At 72.8% G+C, this 15,587-nt stretch carries 11 protein-coding genes; 7 read left to right on the top strand and 4 right to left on the bottom strand.

The window, feature by feature from the left end; all coding sequences use genetic code 11:
* Positions 1-91: 91 nt before the first annotated feature.
* From glgX to treZ, 3 genes are all read left to right on the top strand, one after another.
* A complete protein-coding gene (gene glgX / locus HNR70_RS07500; protein ID WP_184325092.1) occupies positions 92-2,257 on the top strand; it encodes a glycogen debranching protein GlgX in 2,166 nt (721 codons plus the stop codon).
* 201 nt (positions 2,258-2,458) lie between these two features.
* Entirely contained in the window at positions 2,459-5,128 is a 2,670-nt protein-coding gene (gene treY, locus HNR70_RS07505; protein WP_184325093.1) for a malto-oligosyltrehalose synthase, read from the top strand.
* Entirely contained in the window at positions 5,125-7,050 is a 1,926-nt protein-coding gene (treZ, locus tag HNR70_RS07510; protein ID WP_184325094.1) for a malto-oligosyltrehalose trehalohydrolase, read from the top strand. Before treY ends, treZ begins: the two co-directional genes overlap by 4 nt.
* 1 nt (position 7,051) lies before the next feature.
* Here the strand turns inward: treZ and zapE are convergent, their stop codons facing one another.
* A complete protein-coding gene (zapE, locus tag HNR70_RS07515; protein WP_184325095.1) occupies positions 7,052-8,098 on the bottom strand; it encodes a cell division protein ZapE in 1,047 nt (348 codons plus the stop codon).
* A gap of 181 nt (positions 8,099-8,279) precedes the next feature.
* Between zapE and HNR70_RS07520 the strand changes: the two genes are divergently transcribed.
* Positions 8,280-9,053, top strand: coding sequence for a dihydrofolate reductase family protein (locus HNR70_RS07520; protein ID WP_184325096.1), 774 nt, complete (start codon positions 8,280-8,282; stop codon positions 9,051-9,053).
* Positions 9,054-9,098: 45 nt separating this feature from the next.
* Here HNR70_RS07520 and HNR70_RS07525 read toward each other — a convergent pair whose 3' ends face one another.
* Positions 9,099-10,454, bottom strand: a complete 1,356-nt coding sequence (locus tag HNR70_RS07525) for an alpha/beta hydrolase family protein (RefSeq protein ID WP_184325097.1) — start codon at positions 10,452-10,454, stop codon at positions 9,099-9,101.
* Positions 10,455-10,607: 153 nt separating this feature from the next.
* Here HNR70_RS07525 and msrB point away from each other — a divergent pair, with 153 nt between their 5' ends.
* The 3 genes from msrB (at position 10,608) to HNR70_RS07540 (ending at position 13,019) form a co-directional block, all read left to right on the top strand.
* Positions 10,608-11,048, top strand: coding sequence for a peptide-methionine (R)-S-oxide reductase MsrB (msrB, locus tag HNR70_RS07530; protein ID WP_184325098.1), 441 nt, complete (start codon positions 10,608-10,610; stop codon positions 11,046-11,048).
* Between the two features lie 103 nt (positions 11,049-11,151).
* A complete protein-coding gene (locus tag HNR70_RS07535; protein ID WP_184325099.1) occupies positions 11,152-11,781 on the top strand; it encodes a DUF3000 domain-containing protein in 630 nt (209 codons plus the stop codon).
* Entirely contained in the window at positions 11,778-13,019 is a 1,242-nt protein-coding gene (locus HNR70_RS07540) for a ribonuclease D (RefSeq protein ID WP_312857604.1), read from the top strand. Before HNR70_RS07535 ends, HNR70_RS07540 begins: the two co-directional genes overlap by 4 nt.
* A 21-nt stretch (positions 13,020-13,040) precedes the next feature.
* Here the strand turns inward: HNR70_RS07540 and HNR70_RS07545 are convergent, their stop codons facing one another.
* Both HNR70_RS07545 and pyrG read right to left on the bottom strand, forming a co-directional pair.
* Positions 13,041-13,706, bottom strand: coding sequence for an NUDIX domain-containing protein (locus HNR70_RS07545; RefSeq protein WP_184325100.1), 666 nt, complete (start codon positions 13,704-13,706; stop codon positions 13,041-13,043).
* 4 nt (positions 13,707-13,710) lie between these two features.
* Complete coding sequence (pyrG, locus tag HNR70_RS07550) at positions 13,711-15,576, bottom strand: CTP synthase (protein WP_376768818.1); 1,866 nt, start codon at positions 15,574-15,576, stop codon at positions 13,711-13,713.
* Positions 15,577-15,587 lie beyond the last annotated feature (11 nt).

Consider the following 15,587-nt stretch of genomic DNA (forward strand, 5'->3'; position numbering starts at 1 on the left):
GACACCCCCCCCTGCGAGGCCTCCGCAACCCCCGACCGCATGTACTGGGCACTCTGCACTCGTTCCCGGGCAAGCCGACTACTCTGGGGCCATGCAGATCTGGACTGGAAAGTCGTATCCCCTCGGCGCCACCTTCGACGGCTCGGGCACGAACTTCGCCCTGTTCTCCGAGGCGGCCGAGCGCGTCGAGCTGTGCCTCTTCGACGAGGACGGCTCGGAGCGCCGCATCGAGGTCACCGAGGTCGACGCCTACGTGTGGCACGTGTACCTGCCCGCGGTGCAGCCGGGGCAGCGCTACGGCTACCGCGTGCACGGCCCCTTCGACCCGGCGAACGGACACCGCTGCGATCCCTCGAAGCTGCTGCTGGACCCGTACGCGAAGGCGATCGCCGGGATGGCCAGCAACCACCCCTCCCTGTACAGCTACGACTTCGAGAACCCGGAGCTGCGCAACACCGACGACTCGGCCGAGCACACCATGCACTCGGTCGTGGTCTCGCCCTTCTTCGACTGGGGCAACGACCATCCGCCGGCCCACGAGTACCACGAGACCGTCATCTACGAGGCCCACGTCAAGGGTATGACGATGCTGCACCCGGACATCGACGAGTCGATCCGAGGCACCTACGTCGCGATGGGACATCCGGCGATCATCGAGCACCTCAAGGAGCTGGGGGTCACGGCGATCGAGCTCATGCCGGTCCATCAGTTCGTCCAGGACGGGCACCTGGTCGAGAAGGGCCTGCGCAACTACTGGGGCTACAACACCATCGGCTTCTTCGCCCCGCACAACGAGTACTCCTACTCCGGGGAGCTGGGCCAGCAGGTCCAGGAGTTCAAGCAGATGGTGAAGAACCTCCACGAGGCGGACATCGAGGTCATCCTCGACGTGGTCTACAACCACACCGCCGAGGGCAACCAGCTCGGGCCCACCCTGTGCTTCCGCGGCATCGACAACAAGTCGTACTACCGGCTCGTCGAGGGGGACCAGGCCCACTACTACGACACCACCGGCACCGGGAACTCGCTGCTGATGCGCACCCCGCACGTGCTGCAGCTGATCATGGACTCGCTGCGCTACTGGGTCACCGAGATGCACGTGGACGGCTTCCGCTTCGACCTGGCCTCCACCCTGGCCCGCGAGCTGCACGAGGTCGACCGACTCTCGGCCTTCTTCGACATCATCCAGCAGGATCCGATCATCTCCCAGGTCAAGCTGATCGCCGAGCCGTGGGACCTCGGCGAGGGCGGCTACCAGGTGGGCGGCTTCCCGCCCCTGTGGTCGGAGTGGAACGGCCGCTACCGCGACACTGTGCGCGATTTCCACCGCTCCGAGCCGGGCAAGATCGGGGACTTCACCTCGCGTCTGGCCGGCAGCTCGGACCTGTACCAGCACACCGGTCGCACCCCGATCGCGTCGATCAACTTCGTCACCGCCCATGACGGCTTCACCATGCGGGATCTCGTCTCCTACAACGAGCGCCACAACGAGGCGAACCTCGAGGGCGGCAACGACGGCGAGAGCCACAACCGCTCCTGGAACTCGGGCGTCGAGGGCGACACGGACGACCCGGCGATCCTCGCGCTGCGCAAGCGCCGCGCGAAGAACCTCATGGCCACGCTGCTGCTCAGCCAGGGCGTGCCGATGATCCTGCACGGCGACGAGATGGGCCGCACCCAGCAGGGCAACAACAACACCTACTGCCAGGACGACGAGCTCTCCTGGATCGACTGGGAGCTGGACGACCACCAGGAGGAGATGCTCTGGTTCACCCAGCACATGATCTCCCTGCGCCGTGAGCACCCGATCTTCCGCCGCCGCCGCTTCCTCCAGGGCGTGGTGCGCGACGACGCCGATTCGGTGCTGAAGGACGTGGACTGGCTGGGTACGGACGGCGAGCCGATGACCGAGGAGGAGTGGGGCGACGCGCAGAACAAGTGCCTGACCATGTTCCTCAACGGCTCCGCGATCCCCGAGCCGAACGCCCGCGGCGAGCGGATCGAGGACGACTCGGCACTGGTCATGTTCAACGCCTCCGGCAACGACGTCGACTTCGTGCTCCCGCCCGCCGAGTACGGCACGGAGTGGGAGGTCGTGCTCGGTACCGGCGACACCATCGACGTGGGCACCGTGATGGACGCGGGCCAGAGCGTCACCCGCCCCAGCCACTCGCTGCTGATCCTCATGCGACCCCCGATCGAGTCCGACGAGGAGGCCGGCCCCGGCGAGGACCTCGACCGCACCATCCGCGCCTGACCCTGCCGCCCGACCCCGTCGGCCGCGGCGCGCGGGATCATCCCGCGCGTCGCCCGGCCGGGCCCGTCGCCCGACGGGGCCCGTCGGCTGGCTGGGCTCGTCCGCCGGGTCTCCCGCCCGCCCGTCCCCGTCGGCCGACGACCGTCGATCCCGACGCCCGCACCCAGCGATCCCCACCAGCGATCCAGGAGAGCACCGACCGTGAGCACCGATCCCGGCCACCGAGCCTCGACGCGGGAGCGGGGTCCCGCTCCCCGCAGCCGCGAGGCCGCCACGACCACGGGCGCGCTGCGCGCCGTGCGCCCCGTCCCGACCTCCACCTACCGCCTGCAGCTGCACGCCGGATTCACCGCCGACGACGCCGCGGAGCTGATCCCCTACCTGGCCCGTCTCGGTGTCGGGCACGTGTTCTGCTCCCCCGTGCTGCAGGCCTCCCCCGGCTCCACCCACGGCTACGACGTGGTCGATCACACCCGCATCTCCGAGGAGATCGGCGGGGAGGAGGCGCTGCGACGCCTCGCGGACACCGCGCACGTGCACGGCATGGGACTGATCGTCGACGTGGTCCCCAACCATATGGCGATTCCCACCCCGATCTGGCACAACCGCGCCCTGTGGTCCGTGCTGCGCGACGGCCCGGACTCCCCCTTCGCCGACTGGTTCGACATCGACCTGGCCGGCGAACGCTCCGTGCTGATCCCGGTGCTGGGCCGCCCGATCGGCGCGGTCCTGGCCGACGGGGAGATCACGATGGGCACGGCGGGGATCCCGCAGGCCGACGGGTCGGTGCGCGAGGAGACCGTGGTGCGCTACTACGACCACGTCCTGCCCGTCGCCGCCGGGACCGAGCACCTGGGTCTCGCGGACCTGCTGGACCGCCAGTGGTACCGCCTGGCCTATTGGAAGGTCTCCGACGAGGAGCTGAACTACCGGCGCTTCTTCGACGTGGACACCCTCGCCGCGGTGCGGGTCGAGCTGCCGAGCGTCTTCGACGCCACGCACGCCACGCTGCTGCGTCTGCAGGGCGAGGGCGTGATCGACGGCTACCGCATCGACCATCCCGATGGGCTCGCCGATCCGCGGGGCTACCTGCGCGATCTCGAGCGAGCCACCGGCGGCGCCTGGACCGTGGTGGAGAAGATCCTCGAGGGCGAGGAGCACCTGCCCGGGGACTTCCCCTGCGCCGGCACCACCGGCTACGACGCCCTGTGGCGGGTGGCGGGCCTGTTCCACGACCCGCACGGCGCGCTGGGCCTCACCCATCTGTGGCAGCGCCGCACCGACGACCTGCGGCCCTTCGAGGAGGTCGCCGAGGAGTCCACCGATCTCATCATCTCCACGAGCCTGTGGGCGGAGATCGAGCGGCTCACTACCCTCATCCACCGCATCTGCCAGGAGGACATCCGCCTGCGCGACACCACCCGGCGCAACATCCAGAAGGTGGTCGTGGCGCTGCTGGGCTCGATGGACCGCTACCGCGCCTACATCGTCCCCGGCGAGCCCGCCCCCGGCGGCGAGCGCGCCGTCATCGAGCAGGCCGCCGCCCGGGCCCGGATGCGGCTCGGCGAGGACGAGGACGTGGTGGCGACCCTGGAGCTGGTCGTGGCGCTGGTGTGCGGGGACGAGGTGGGCAGTGCCGGCCGCACCCGCTCCGCCGACCGCGACGAGGTCGTGGTGCGCTTCGCGCAGACCTGCGGCCCCGTGCACGCCAAGGGCCTGGAGGACACCGCCTTCTATCGCTACTCGCGGTTCGTGGCGGTCAACGAGGTCGGCTCGGACCCGGACCGGATCGGGGTCGAGCCCGACGAGCTGCACGACCACGCCCAGTACATGCTCCGCACCCGTCCGGACGCGATGACCACCCTGTCCACCCACGACACCAAGCGCAGCGAGGACGTGCGCGCCCGCCTCGCGGTGCTCACCGAGCAGCCGTTGGAGTGGGCGCTGCTGGTCCAGGACCTCGACCGGGCGACCGCCTCCCTGCGCGGGGACCGGGTGGACGGCGCGATCGAGCTGCTGCTGTGGCAGATCCTCGCCGCCTGCTGGGAGCTGCCCGGCTCCGGCGCCGCCCCGCTCGACGCGGAGCGCCTGGAGGGCTATCTCCTCAAGGCAATGCGCGAGGCGAAGTCCCACACCACCTGGACCGAGCAGGACGCCGAGTACGAGCGGCAGGTGCTGGAGCTGGGCCGCGGAGCGCTCGAGAACGAGGAGGTGGCGCGGATCCTCACCGACTGGACCCGCCGCACCGCCGCCGTGCAGCGCACCGCCATCCTCGGCCAGAAGCTCGTGCAGCTGACCATGCCGGGCGTGCCCGACGTGTACCAGGGCAACGAGACCGTGGACCTGTCCCTGGTCGATCCGGACAACCGCCGCGAGGTCGACCACGCCGCCCACGCCGCACGCCTGGCGCGGATGATCGAGGGCGCCGGCCCCGAGGGGATCGGTGACGAGAAGCTGTGGCTCACCCACCGCGCCCTCGTGCTGCGCCGCGACCGGCCGGACCTGTTCCAGGGCCGCGAGGCGACCTACCGTCCCCTGCCCACCACCACCGGGCACGCGGTCGCCTTCGGACGCGCGGTCGGCGAGGAGCAGGTCGAGGTGATCACCGTGGTGACCCGCCTGGCCCACGGCCTGTCCCAGCGCGGCGGCTGGGGCGAGAACTGGATCGCCCTGCCCGAGGGGCGCTGGCGCGACACCCTCAGCGGCGCCGAGCACGAGGGCGGGATGGTGGCGCTGGACGCGCTGCTGCGCGACTGGCCGGTCGCACTGCTGGTGCGCGCCGGCTCCCACACCACCCCCACCGGAGCAATCCCGGCGCTGGACGCTCGGACGCTCCACGACACCGAGGACGACGAGCAGGAGCAGCGATGACCCCGGCCCCTCACACCCCGGACTCCCGCACCCCGGACCGCCCCACCTCGCAGATCACCTCGGTGGACCGCTCCCGCTACCGTTTGTGGGCGCCCGCCGCGAGCGCCGTGACGGTGCGGGTGGACGGCGCGGAGCATCCGATGTCCGCGCAGGGCGGAGGCTGGTTCGAGGCCGAGGGCCTCGAGGCCGTGCCCGGCGCCCGCTATGCCTTCCGCCTGGAGGGCTCCGAGCTGTGGCTGCCCGATCCCCGCTCCCTGTCCCAGCCGGACGGCGTGCACGGGGAGAGCGAGGTCGCCGACCCGGCCGCGCTCGTCGCCACGGCGGGCGGTCCGCTCCCCCTCGCGGACGGCGCCGACCTGCGCGGGGCCGTGCTCTACGAGCTGCACGTGGGCACCTTCACCGAGGGCCCGGACGGCCACGGCGGCACCCTCGACTCCGCGATCGACCACCTCGACGCCCTCGTGGAGCTCGGCGTGGACGCGGTGGAGCTGATGCCGCTGGCCACGTTCCCGGGCTCCCACGGCTGGGGCTACGACGGTGTGGGCCTGTACGCGGTGCACGACGCCTACGGCGGCCCCGCGGCGCTCGCCCGCTTCGTCCGCGCCGCGCACGAGCGGGGCCTCGCGGTGCTGCTGGACGTGGTCCACAACCACCTCGGCCCCTCCGGGAACTACCTGGGCATGTTCGGCCCCTACTTCACCGACGAGCACGAGACCCCGTGGGGCTCCGCTGTGAACCTCGACCAGGCCGACTCCCGCGAGGTGCGCGACTTCCTGCTCGCCAGCACCCGCCAGTGGCTGGTGGACTTCGGCCTGGATGGTCTGCGCCTGGACGCCGTGCACGAGCTGCGCGACCACTCGGTGCGGCACTTCCTCGCCGAGCTCGCGGACACGGTCGCGGACTGGGAGGACGAGACCGGCCGGACCCTCACCCTGATCGCCGAGTCGGACCGCAACCAGCCCACCACCGTCACCCCCACCGCCCGCGGCGGCCTCGGGATGGACATGCAGTGGGCGGACGACGTCCATCACGGCGTGCACACCTGGATCAGCGGCGAGCACCAGGGCTATTACGAGGACTTCGCGAGCACCGAGGCGCTCGCCACGGTGCTCGAGCGGATCTTCCTGCACGCGGGCACCTACTCGACCTTCCGCGGCCAGGAGTGGGGCGCGCCGGTGGACCCGGAGTCCCCCGACTACGACGGCCACTCCTTCGTCACCTTCCTGCAGGATCACGACCAGGTCGGCAACCGCGCCACCGGCGACCGCGTCCACCACGGCCTCACCGCCGGTCAGCACGCCGCCGCGATCGCGCTGATCCTCGGCGGGCCGGGCACCCCGATGCTCTTCCAGGGCGAGGAATGGGCGGCCTCGACCCCGTTCGCGTTCTTCACCGACCACGATGAGGAGCTCGGACCGCTGGTCAGCGCCGGCCGCGCGGAGGAGTTCGCGGCCATGGGCTGGAGCGACGAGGTCCCGGACCCGCAGGCGGCCTCCACCTTCGAGGCCTCGATGCTGCGCTGGGCCGAGCGCGACGCGGACGGGCACCGCGAGATCCTGGACTGGTACCGGACGCTGATCGCGCTGCGCCGCGACGAGCCGGAGCTGCACAGCGGCGATCTGGCCCGCACGAGCGTCGAGGTGCTCGCCGAGGAGACGGTGCTGCTGCGCCGCGGGGACCTCGCGGTGCTCGCCCATCGCGGCCCGGGTCCCGTCGCCACCGCGCTCTCGGCCGACGAGGTCCTCGCCTCCTTCGGCCCGCTCGAGGTCGCTCCTGGCGCCGAGGCGCGCGCGTCGGCCGAGGGCGCGGCTCCGCAGGGCGGCACGGCTCCGAGGAGCGGCGCAGTTCAGCAGGGCGGCGCGCTGCGCCTCACCGGTGCCGGCGCCGCAGTGCTGCGCGGCGCGCGGGTCGAGAAGGGCTGAGTCAGCCGGCGAGCGCCCGGCCGTCGTTGGCGAGCGAGGCCAGGCGCGAGAGCGCCCGGAAGTACTTCTTGCGGTAGCCGCTGCGCAGCAGCTCCGCGGAGAACAGATCCTCGAGCACGCCCTCCTGCGCGGCGTCCCCATCCGCGGCGAGGGAGACGAGCATCGGCACCTCGCGGTCGTAGAGCCGGTCCACGAGGACCACGAAGCGCAGCGCGTCGTGGTGGTGGGTCAGGCCGTGCATGCCGGTGACGTGCGCGGCGGCGACGTCGTCGATGAGCGCCCCGTACCGCGAGGGGTGGACCTTCGTGAGGTGGGCGAGCAGCGCGTCGAAGGCGTCGAGGGTCGCGCCGGGCTGCCCGGCGGCATGCTCCTCGACGACCGGGGCGGGCAGGGTGCGGATCTCGGTGACCCCGTCGCGGCGGCGATAGTCCTCGCCGTCGATGCGCAGCACCTCGAACCGCTCGGCCATCGCCTGGATCTCGCGCAGGAAGTCCTGGGCGGCGAAGCGGCCCTCCCCGAGGGCGTCCGGCAGGGTGTTGGAGGTGGCGACGATGGCGACGCCGCGGTCGGACAGCTCCCGGATCAGCCGGGTCATCAGCAGCGTGTCGCCGGGGTCGTCGAGCTCGAACTCGTCGATGCACACCAGCTGCGAGGTCCCCAGCAGGTCCACCGCCTTCTGGAAGCCGAGCGCGCCCACGAGGTCCGTGTACTCCACGAAGGTGCCGTACACCTTCTCCCCGGTCACGGCGTGGAACAGCGAGGTGAGCAGGTGGGTCTTGCCGACCCCGAAGCCGCCGTCGAGGTAGATGCCGCGCGCGGCCTCGGTGCGCTTGCCGCGCAGGCGGGAGAGGAACCCGCCGCCGCGTGGGCGACCGATCTCCGCGGCAAAGGCGGTGACGCGCTGCTTGGCCTCCTCCTGGGAGGGATGCGCGGGGTCGGGGACGTAGTTCTCCAGCCGTGCCTCCGCGAATCGCGGCGGCGGCACCAGGTCCGCGAGCAGCCGCTCGAGGGTCGGTTCGGGGCGGCGGTCGCAGAGGGAGTAGGTCACGCCGGTCAGTGTAGGGGGCACGGTGCCGGGCGCGCCTGACGGGTGCGGGATCGGGCGGTGCGCGATGATCGAGGACACGCGGGCGGCGGTCGTCGCCCCACAGCCCCGCGCTCGCCCCGCGGTCCCGCGCTCGTCACCCTGCCCTCGCCCCCGTCGGCCCCGCACCCTCCCGGAGGTCCCCGTGCATCTGCTCCTGCGCGACGGCGCGCCCCTGCCCGCGCCGCTGACCGTGCCGCGGGACGACGACGGCGCGCGCCTGCTCGCCGCGCTCTACGCCTACCCGCCCCTGCCCGCGGACGAAGGGCCGACCGACGGGTCCGGCGCCGTCCATGTGCGCGCGATGATGACCACCACGATCGACGGGGCGATCGCGGGGGCCGACGGCACCTCCGGCTCCCTCCACGACCCCGACGACTCCTTCGCCTTCCAGGTGCTGCGGGCCCTGACCGACGTGGTCCTCGTCGGCGCCGAGACGGTGAGGCGCGAGGATTACCGTCGGCCCCTCGGCCGGGAGAGCCTGCTCTGCCCCTCCCTCCGCCCGGGCGGAGCGGACCGGCCGGCGCTCGCGATCTGGTCCCGCAGCGGCGACCTTCCGGGCTCCATCGAGGCCGAGCAGCCGACCTTCCTGATCACCGCGTCCGACGGGGCGCGCGAGGCCGCGGCCCGCTCCGGGCTGCCGCGGGATCAGGTGATCGTCGCCGACACCGCGGCCGAGGCGGTGCAGGCCCTCGCCGCGCGGGGGATGCGCGGGATCCAGGCCGAGGGCGGGCCGAGCGCCCTCGGGCGCCTCGCCGCCGAGGGGGTGCTGGACGAGCTGTGCTTCACCACCGCCCATCGCACCGTCGGCGGGCTGTCCCCGCGGGTGCTCGCCGGGGCCGCGCACGAGACGGCCTGGCGCCTGGACTCGCTGCTGCTCGGTGAGGCGGCGACGCTCTCGCGCTACCTGCGCGGCTGAGACGGCGACGGATCTCTCAGCGCGCTCGTCACTGCCGCGTGCTCGTCAGAGCCGCAGCCCGATCGACCCCTCGAGCGGGGCCGCGCCGGGATCGCGCACCGGCACCTCGATCGAGGCGGGGTCCACGTCCAGGTCCAGCGCGTCCACGAGGTAGTCGACCAGCAGGCGCTCGTAGCGGGCCGGGTCGCGGTTCCACTCCCGGGTGTGGGAGGCGCCCTCGAAGGGCTGGAACTCGATGAGGTCCGGGCGCAGTCCCGCGAGGTGGCGGGACGGGGCGGGCGGCACGGTCGCGTCGTCCATGGCGTGGAAGAGCAGGGTGCGGTGGCGCAGGTGCTCGCCGTAGTACGCGGGCGTCATCTCGTCCAGCGCGAGCGGCTCGTGCAGCCGCACCGTTCGGGCACCGAACTGCGAGGTCATCATCCACAGCGCGAGGCGGCGCATGGGCGGCGGGGCCTTCAGCGCGGTGGCGTGGTAGATGAGGATGTCCTGCCAGTCCACGGCCGGGGAGTCCAGCACGAGCGCCGCGATCTTGTCGCGGTGAGCGGAGCGCACGGAGGTGCGCAGCACGATCCCGCCGCCCATGGACCAGCCCACCAGCAGCAGGCGCTTCGCGCCGTGGGCGAGCGCGTACTCGATCGCCGCCTCGGCGTCCTCCCACTCCTCGGCGCCGAGATGGTGCATGCGGTCCGCGGAGGCGGGGGCGCCGGAGTCGTTGCGGTAGGTGATCGCGAGGCTGGTGAGCCCGAGGCGGTGCAGCAACGGGATCACCCGCAGCGCCTCGCCGCGGGCGGAGCCGTGCCCGTGCACGAGGATCGCCCAGGTGTCCGCCTCGCCCGGCAGCGAACCGGCGGCGGTGTCGGGGCGCACGAGCCAGGCGGGCATCTGTCCCACCGGCGAATCGACCTGCACCTCCTCGGTGGCGAGGCCGTGGGCGGTCTGCGGGGTGCCGGCCCAGTAGAATCCGTTGGACGCGGCGCGCGCCACCTCCAGCGGCTCGGCGGTGTCCTGCGCCAGCAGCGGACGGGACACGGTGGTGGGGGTGGGGGTGCCGTCGACGGGGCCGAGGCGCACGTGCACGGTCCCGCCCGACTGACGGAGGGCCAGCAGCCCGTCGCGGCGGGTGGTCGCGTTGGCGTCGAGGTGGACCCGGTCGGGGTGCACGGCCCGCAGGGTCACGTCCGGTCGGCCGCGCAAGGACTCCCGCGGTACCAGCGGCAGGCGCGCCATGACCCGGGCGCCCGCGGTGAGCAGACCTCCGCTGAGCGCGAACATGGTGGCCGCTCCCGCCACACCGTACCCCGCCACCTGGATCCATCGCGCCTGGTCAGGGCGCTGCGGCCAGAACACGGAGGCCCGCTTCGAGGGGGTGCTGGCAGGGGCGGGGGACACAGGGCGCGTCATACCACGCATCGTATCGGCGCACTAGCATCGACCCTGAGAACACCGAGCGCGGCCCCGCCTGCACCACCGTCCAGGAGGGACACCGCCCGACGGGATCCCCGTCGGCCCGGCCGCGCCGCCCCGCGGTGGCACCCACCGCAGATCGGAGGCCCTATGTCCACCGAGCCCATCGGCTCCCGCCCCTACCCCGTCGCGATCAGCGAGGAGGAGTGGCAGCAGCGCCTGTCGCCCTTCGAGTACCAGGTCCTGCGCCAGGGCGGCACCGAGCGCCCCGGCACCGGCGAGTACGAGGAGGTGCGGCCGGCCGGCACCTATGCGTGCAAGGCGTGCGGCGCCGAGCTGTTCACCGCCGAGACCCAGTTCGACGCGCACTGCGGCTGGCCGGCGTTCTACGCCCCGAGCGACTCCGACGCGGTCGAGCTGCTGGAGGACACGTCCCTCGGCATGCGCCGGATCGAGGTGCGCTGCGCGAACTGCGGCTCCCACCTCGGCCACGTCTTCGAGGGCGAGGGCTTCCCCACCCCCACCGACCAGCGCTACTGCATCAACTCCGTCAGCCTCGTCCACAGCGACGACGCGCCCGCCGCGAGCTGATCGGCGAGGGGCGGCCGGCGGGGCGCTCCCCCGTCGGCCCGCCCCGTCCGGGGCCCGGCGCGCCTGCCCGGCCGGGCTGAGCCCCGGCGATACCCTCCCAAGGGTGTCCGTCCATCGAATCCGCACCGGCGACGACACCTTCCGTGCCGCCATCGACGCCATGACCAGCGCCCGCCAGCGCCCCGAGTTCGCCTGGCGCACCATCCCCGCCCCGTCGCGGATGGCGCCCTCGACCTGGGCGTGCACCGGCGAGATCCTGGTCCACGACGAGGAGCTCGCCTCAGGGCGCCTCGTGATCCTCCACGACCCCGAGGGGCAGGAGTCCTGGGACGGCACCTCCCGCATGGTCGCTCTCGTGCAGGCGCAGCTCGAGCCCGAGTTCGCGATCGAGTCGATGCTCGGGGACGTCGCCTGGTCGTGGGTGACCGAGTCGCTCGAGCTGCACGGCGCCGACTCCCGCGAGCTCGGATGCACCGCCACCCGCGTCGTCTCCCAGTCCTACGGCGCCCTCGCCTCCCGTCCCTCCACCGTGGACGTGGAGATGCGGGTGTCCTGGACCCCGGAGCCCGAGGAGGACGGCGGCCTCGACCTCGCCCCGCACTTCGCCGCCTGGACCGCGATGCTCGCCGCGGCCGGCGGCCTTCCGCCCGCACCGCCGCGCATCGCACCGATCGCCCCCACGCACCACGCCCGCGCCCCGCACGCCGGGCAGGACGACGAGGGCCTGCGGTGAGCACCGGCGCACAGCACACCCAGCAGGAGACCATGCCGGACGACACCGCACCCCAGCTGCAGGACCTCACCGCCCCCGAGGACGGCCTGCCCCCGGTCATCGACCGGATCCAGCCGCTGCTGGAGTGGGCGGAGGCCGCGGCGTCCGCCCCCGAGGAGCCGGTCGCGGTCGACGCCGAGCGCGCGTCCAGCTACCGCTACAGCTCCCGCGCGTACCTGATCCAGCTGCGCACCGACACCGCGGGCACCGCCCTCGTGGACCCGCTGGCCTTCACCATGCCCGGGACCGTGAAGACCCTGCTCGGGGAGCGGGAGTGGGTGCTTCACGCCGCCGGCCAGGACCTGCCGAGCCTCGCGGAGCTCGGTCTGCGCCCCGGTGCCCTGTTCGACACCGAGCTCGCCGCACGCCTGCTGGGCATGGAGCGGGTGGGCCTCGGCGCGGTCGTCGAGGACACGCTCGGACTGCGCCTGGCCAAGGAGCACTCTGCCGCGGACTGGTCGCGCCGCCCCCTGCCCGAGAGCTGGCTGGTCTACGCGGCGCTGGACGTCGAGGTGCTGGTCGAGGTGCGCGACGTGCTCGCCGGCCGTCTGCACGAGGCGGGGAAGGCGGACTGGGCGCGTCAGGAGTTCGAGCACGAGCGCACCCACGAGCCCGGCCCCGCCCGCTCCTCCAGCTGGCGCGGCCTGCACGGCCTGGGCGCGCTGCGCTCCACCCGGCAGCTCGCCGCGGCGCGGGAGATGTGGACCCGGCGCGACGAGCTCGCGAGCGAGGCGGACCTCTCCCCGCACCGCATCATCCGCGACCGCGACCTGGTCAACGCCGCGAAGGAGGCGCCCCGCGGCCGGGACGCCTTCGACAAGGCGCTGCCGGTGAAGATGCGCCGCAAGGACCAGTGGTGGCAGGTCGCCCGCACGGGCATCGAGCTGCCCCCCTCGCACCTGCCCGAGCGCAACGAGCGCTCCTACCCGCCGCCGCACAAGCTGTGGTCCAAGAAGTACCCCGAGGTCGCCGAGCGCTACCAGCTGGTGCGCACGGCCGTGAACGAGCGCGCCGAGGACCTCGAGATGCCGCAGGAGAACCTGCTCCAGCCCGCGCTGCTGCGGCAGTGGGTGTGGGAGAACGAGCAGGTGCCGGCCGAGTCCGCGGTGCAGGACCGGCTGGTGGAGCTCGGCGCCCGCCCCTGGCAGGCCGAGCAGTCCGCGCCGGTGATCCACCGGGCGCTCACCGAGCAGGCCTGATCCCCGCTCAGCCCGCGGCGCTCAAACCCGTCCCGGACGTGCCATGAACGGCGCATCGGCCGGGCGCAGCGTCGTCCCCGCTCCCCCGGCGCGCAGCGCGGCGAGGGCCAGCAGACCCGCGACGGTGGTGCCGTTGGTCAGGCGCCCCTCGAGCACGGCGGTGACCGCCTCGGCGAGCGGCACCCAGCGGCTGACCAGCTCCGCCTCCTCGTGCTCCCGCTCGAACTCGGTGTCGCTCGCGCGCACGCCCTCGGCGAGGTAGACGCGGATGACCTCGTCGCTGCCGCCCGGGCTCGGGCGCAGGTCCACCAGGGTGGACAGGCGCGCGGGCTCGTAGCCGGTCTCCTCGGCGAGCTCCCGGGCGGCGGCGCGGTGCGGCGCCTCCCCGTCCAGGTCCAGCAGACCGGCCGGGATCTCCCACAGCGCGTGGCCCACGGGATGGCGGTACTGGCGGATCATCAGCACCCGGTCCTCGTCGTCGACCGCGAGGACCGCGACGGCGCCGGTGTGCCAGATGTACTCGCGGTCGAAGCGCACCCCGGGCGCGAAGTCGATGGTGTCGCGCACCAGGTCCCAGACCATGCCGTCATGGAGGGTCACGCGCGCGGCGACGGGGCGGAGGTCCGCCTCGTCGCGCAGCGGCAGGGTGCTCTCGTCCGGCGCGGTCCCGTCCTCCGGGGTGCTCATCGGCTCAGGCCCGCGCGTCGGCGTCGGACCCGTCGGCCGCCGCGCCCTCGGAGCCCTCGGAGCCCTCGGGCACCTCGGAGCCCTCCGGGGCCTCGTCGGCCGCACGGGCGGCCGACGGGTCGGGCTCGACCTCGAGCAGGCGGGTGGCCTTCTGGATCTCGAGCGCCGCACCGATGAGGCCCGCGAACAGCGGATGCGCCCGGGTGGGGCGGGACTTCAGCTCGGGGTGGGCCTGGGTGCCGATGTAGTACGGGTGCACCTCGGGATCGAGCTCCACGAACTCCACCAGCGAATGCTCCTCGGTCAGCGCCGAGACGCCGGAGATCCGCAGACCCGCGTCCTCGAGGCGGTCGCGGTAGGAGTTGTTGACCTCGTAGCGGTGGCGGTGGCGCTCGGCGACCTCGGTGGTGCCGTAGATCTGCGCGGCGAGCGACCCCTCGGTGAGGGTGTGGTCGTAGGAGCCCAGGCGCATGGTGCCTCCCAGGTCGCCCTGGCCGGAGACGATGTCCTCCTGCTCGGCCATGGTGGCGATGACGGGGTTCGCGGTCTCGGGGGCGAACTCGGTGGAGTGCGCGTCGGCGAGGCCGAGGACGTTGCGGGAGTACTCGATGACCATGGACTGCATGCCCAGGCACAGGCCGAGCGCCGGCAGGCCGTTCTCGCGGGCGTGGCGCAGTGCGCCGACCTTCCCGTCCACGCCGCGGATGCCGAATCCGCCGGGGACGACGATCGCGTCGACGTCCTTCAGCTGCTCGCGGGCGCCCTCGGCGGTGGCGCACAGATCCGACTCGACCCAGCGGATCTTGACCTTGGCGCTGTGGTGGAAGCCGCCCGCGCGCAGCGCCTCGGTCACCGACAGGTACGCGTCCGGCAGGTCGATGTACTTGCCGACCAGGGCGACGGTCACCTCGTAGGCGGGGTGGTGGACGCGCTGGAGGAGGTCCTCCCACCGGTTCCAGTCCACGTCGTGGCTGAGCAGGTCCAGGCGGCGGATCGCGTACGCGTCCAGGCCCTCGCCGTGCAGCACCAGCGGGATCTCGTAGATCGAGGGGGCGTCGGGGCAGGTGACGACCGCGTCGAGGTCCACATCGCACATCGAGGAGATCTTGGCCTTGACCGACGTGGGCAGGGGCCGGTCCGCGCGCAGCACGATCGCGTCGGGCTGGATGCCGATGTTGCGCAGCGCGGCGACGGAGTGCTGGGTGGGCTTGGTCTTCAGCTCCTGGGAGGGGCCGATGAAGGGCACCAGCGAGACGTGGATGAAGAAGACGTTGTCGCGGCCCACGTCCTGGCGCACCTGACGGGCGGCCTCGAGGAAGGGCTGGGACTCGATGTCGCCGACGGTGCCGCCGATCTCGGTGATGATCACGTCGACGTCGTCACCCGCCTGGGAGCGCATCGACTCCTTGATCTCGTTGGTGATGTGCGGGATCACCTGCACGGTGTCGCCGAGGTACTCGCCGCGGCGCTCCTTGGCGATGACGTTGGAGTACACCTGACCGGTGGTGACGTTCGCGTTCGCGGAGAGGTTCTCGTCCAGGAAGCGCTCGTAGTGGCCGATGTCCAGGTCGGTCTCGGCGCCGTCCTCGGTGACGAACACCTCGCCGTGCTGGAAGGGGTTCATGGTGCCCGGGTCCACGTTGAGGTACGGGTCGAGCTTCTGCATGGTCACGCGCAGGCCGCGGCTGCGCAGCAGCATCCCGAGCGACGAGGCGGTCAGGCCCTTGCCGAGGCTGGAGACGACTCCGCCGGTGACGAAGATGTGCTTGGTGGTGCCGGCGTTGCGGAAGGGCTTGGCCGCTGCGGCCGCCCCGATCCGGGAGAGGGGGCCGGTGGTGGTCTGGGGGGTGCTCGCGCTGGTGTCTGCCACGGACGGCCAAA

The sequence above is a fragment of the Brachybacterium aquaticum genome, from assembly GCF_014204755.1.
Classification (GTDB): domain Bacteria; phylum Actinomycetota; class Actinomycetes; order Actinomycetales; family Dermabacteraceae; genus Brachybacterium; species Brachybacterium aquaticum.

Bases quoted from the DNA above. Each gene is read 5' to 3' on its own strand.
- treZ (WP_184325094.1), top strand. From the start codon at position 5,125: ATGACCCCGGCCCCTCACACCCCGGACTCCCGCACCCCGGACCGCCCC.
- glgX (WP_184325092.1), top strand. From the start codon at position 92: ATGCAGATCTGGACTGGAAAGTCGTATCCCCTCGGCGCCACCTTCGAC.
- msrB (WP_184325098.1), top strand. From the start codon at position 10,608: ATGTCCACCGAGCCCATCGGCTCCCGCCCCTACCCCGTCGCGATCAGC.
- HNR70_RS07545 (WP_184325100.1), bottom strand. From the start codon at position 13,706: ATGAGCACCCCGGAGGACGGGACCGCGCCGGACGAGAGCACCCTGCCG.
- HNR70_RS07525 (WP_184325097.1), bottom strand. From the start codon at position 10,454: ATGACGCGCCCTGTGTCCCCCGCCCCTGCCAGCACCCCCTCGAAGCGG.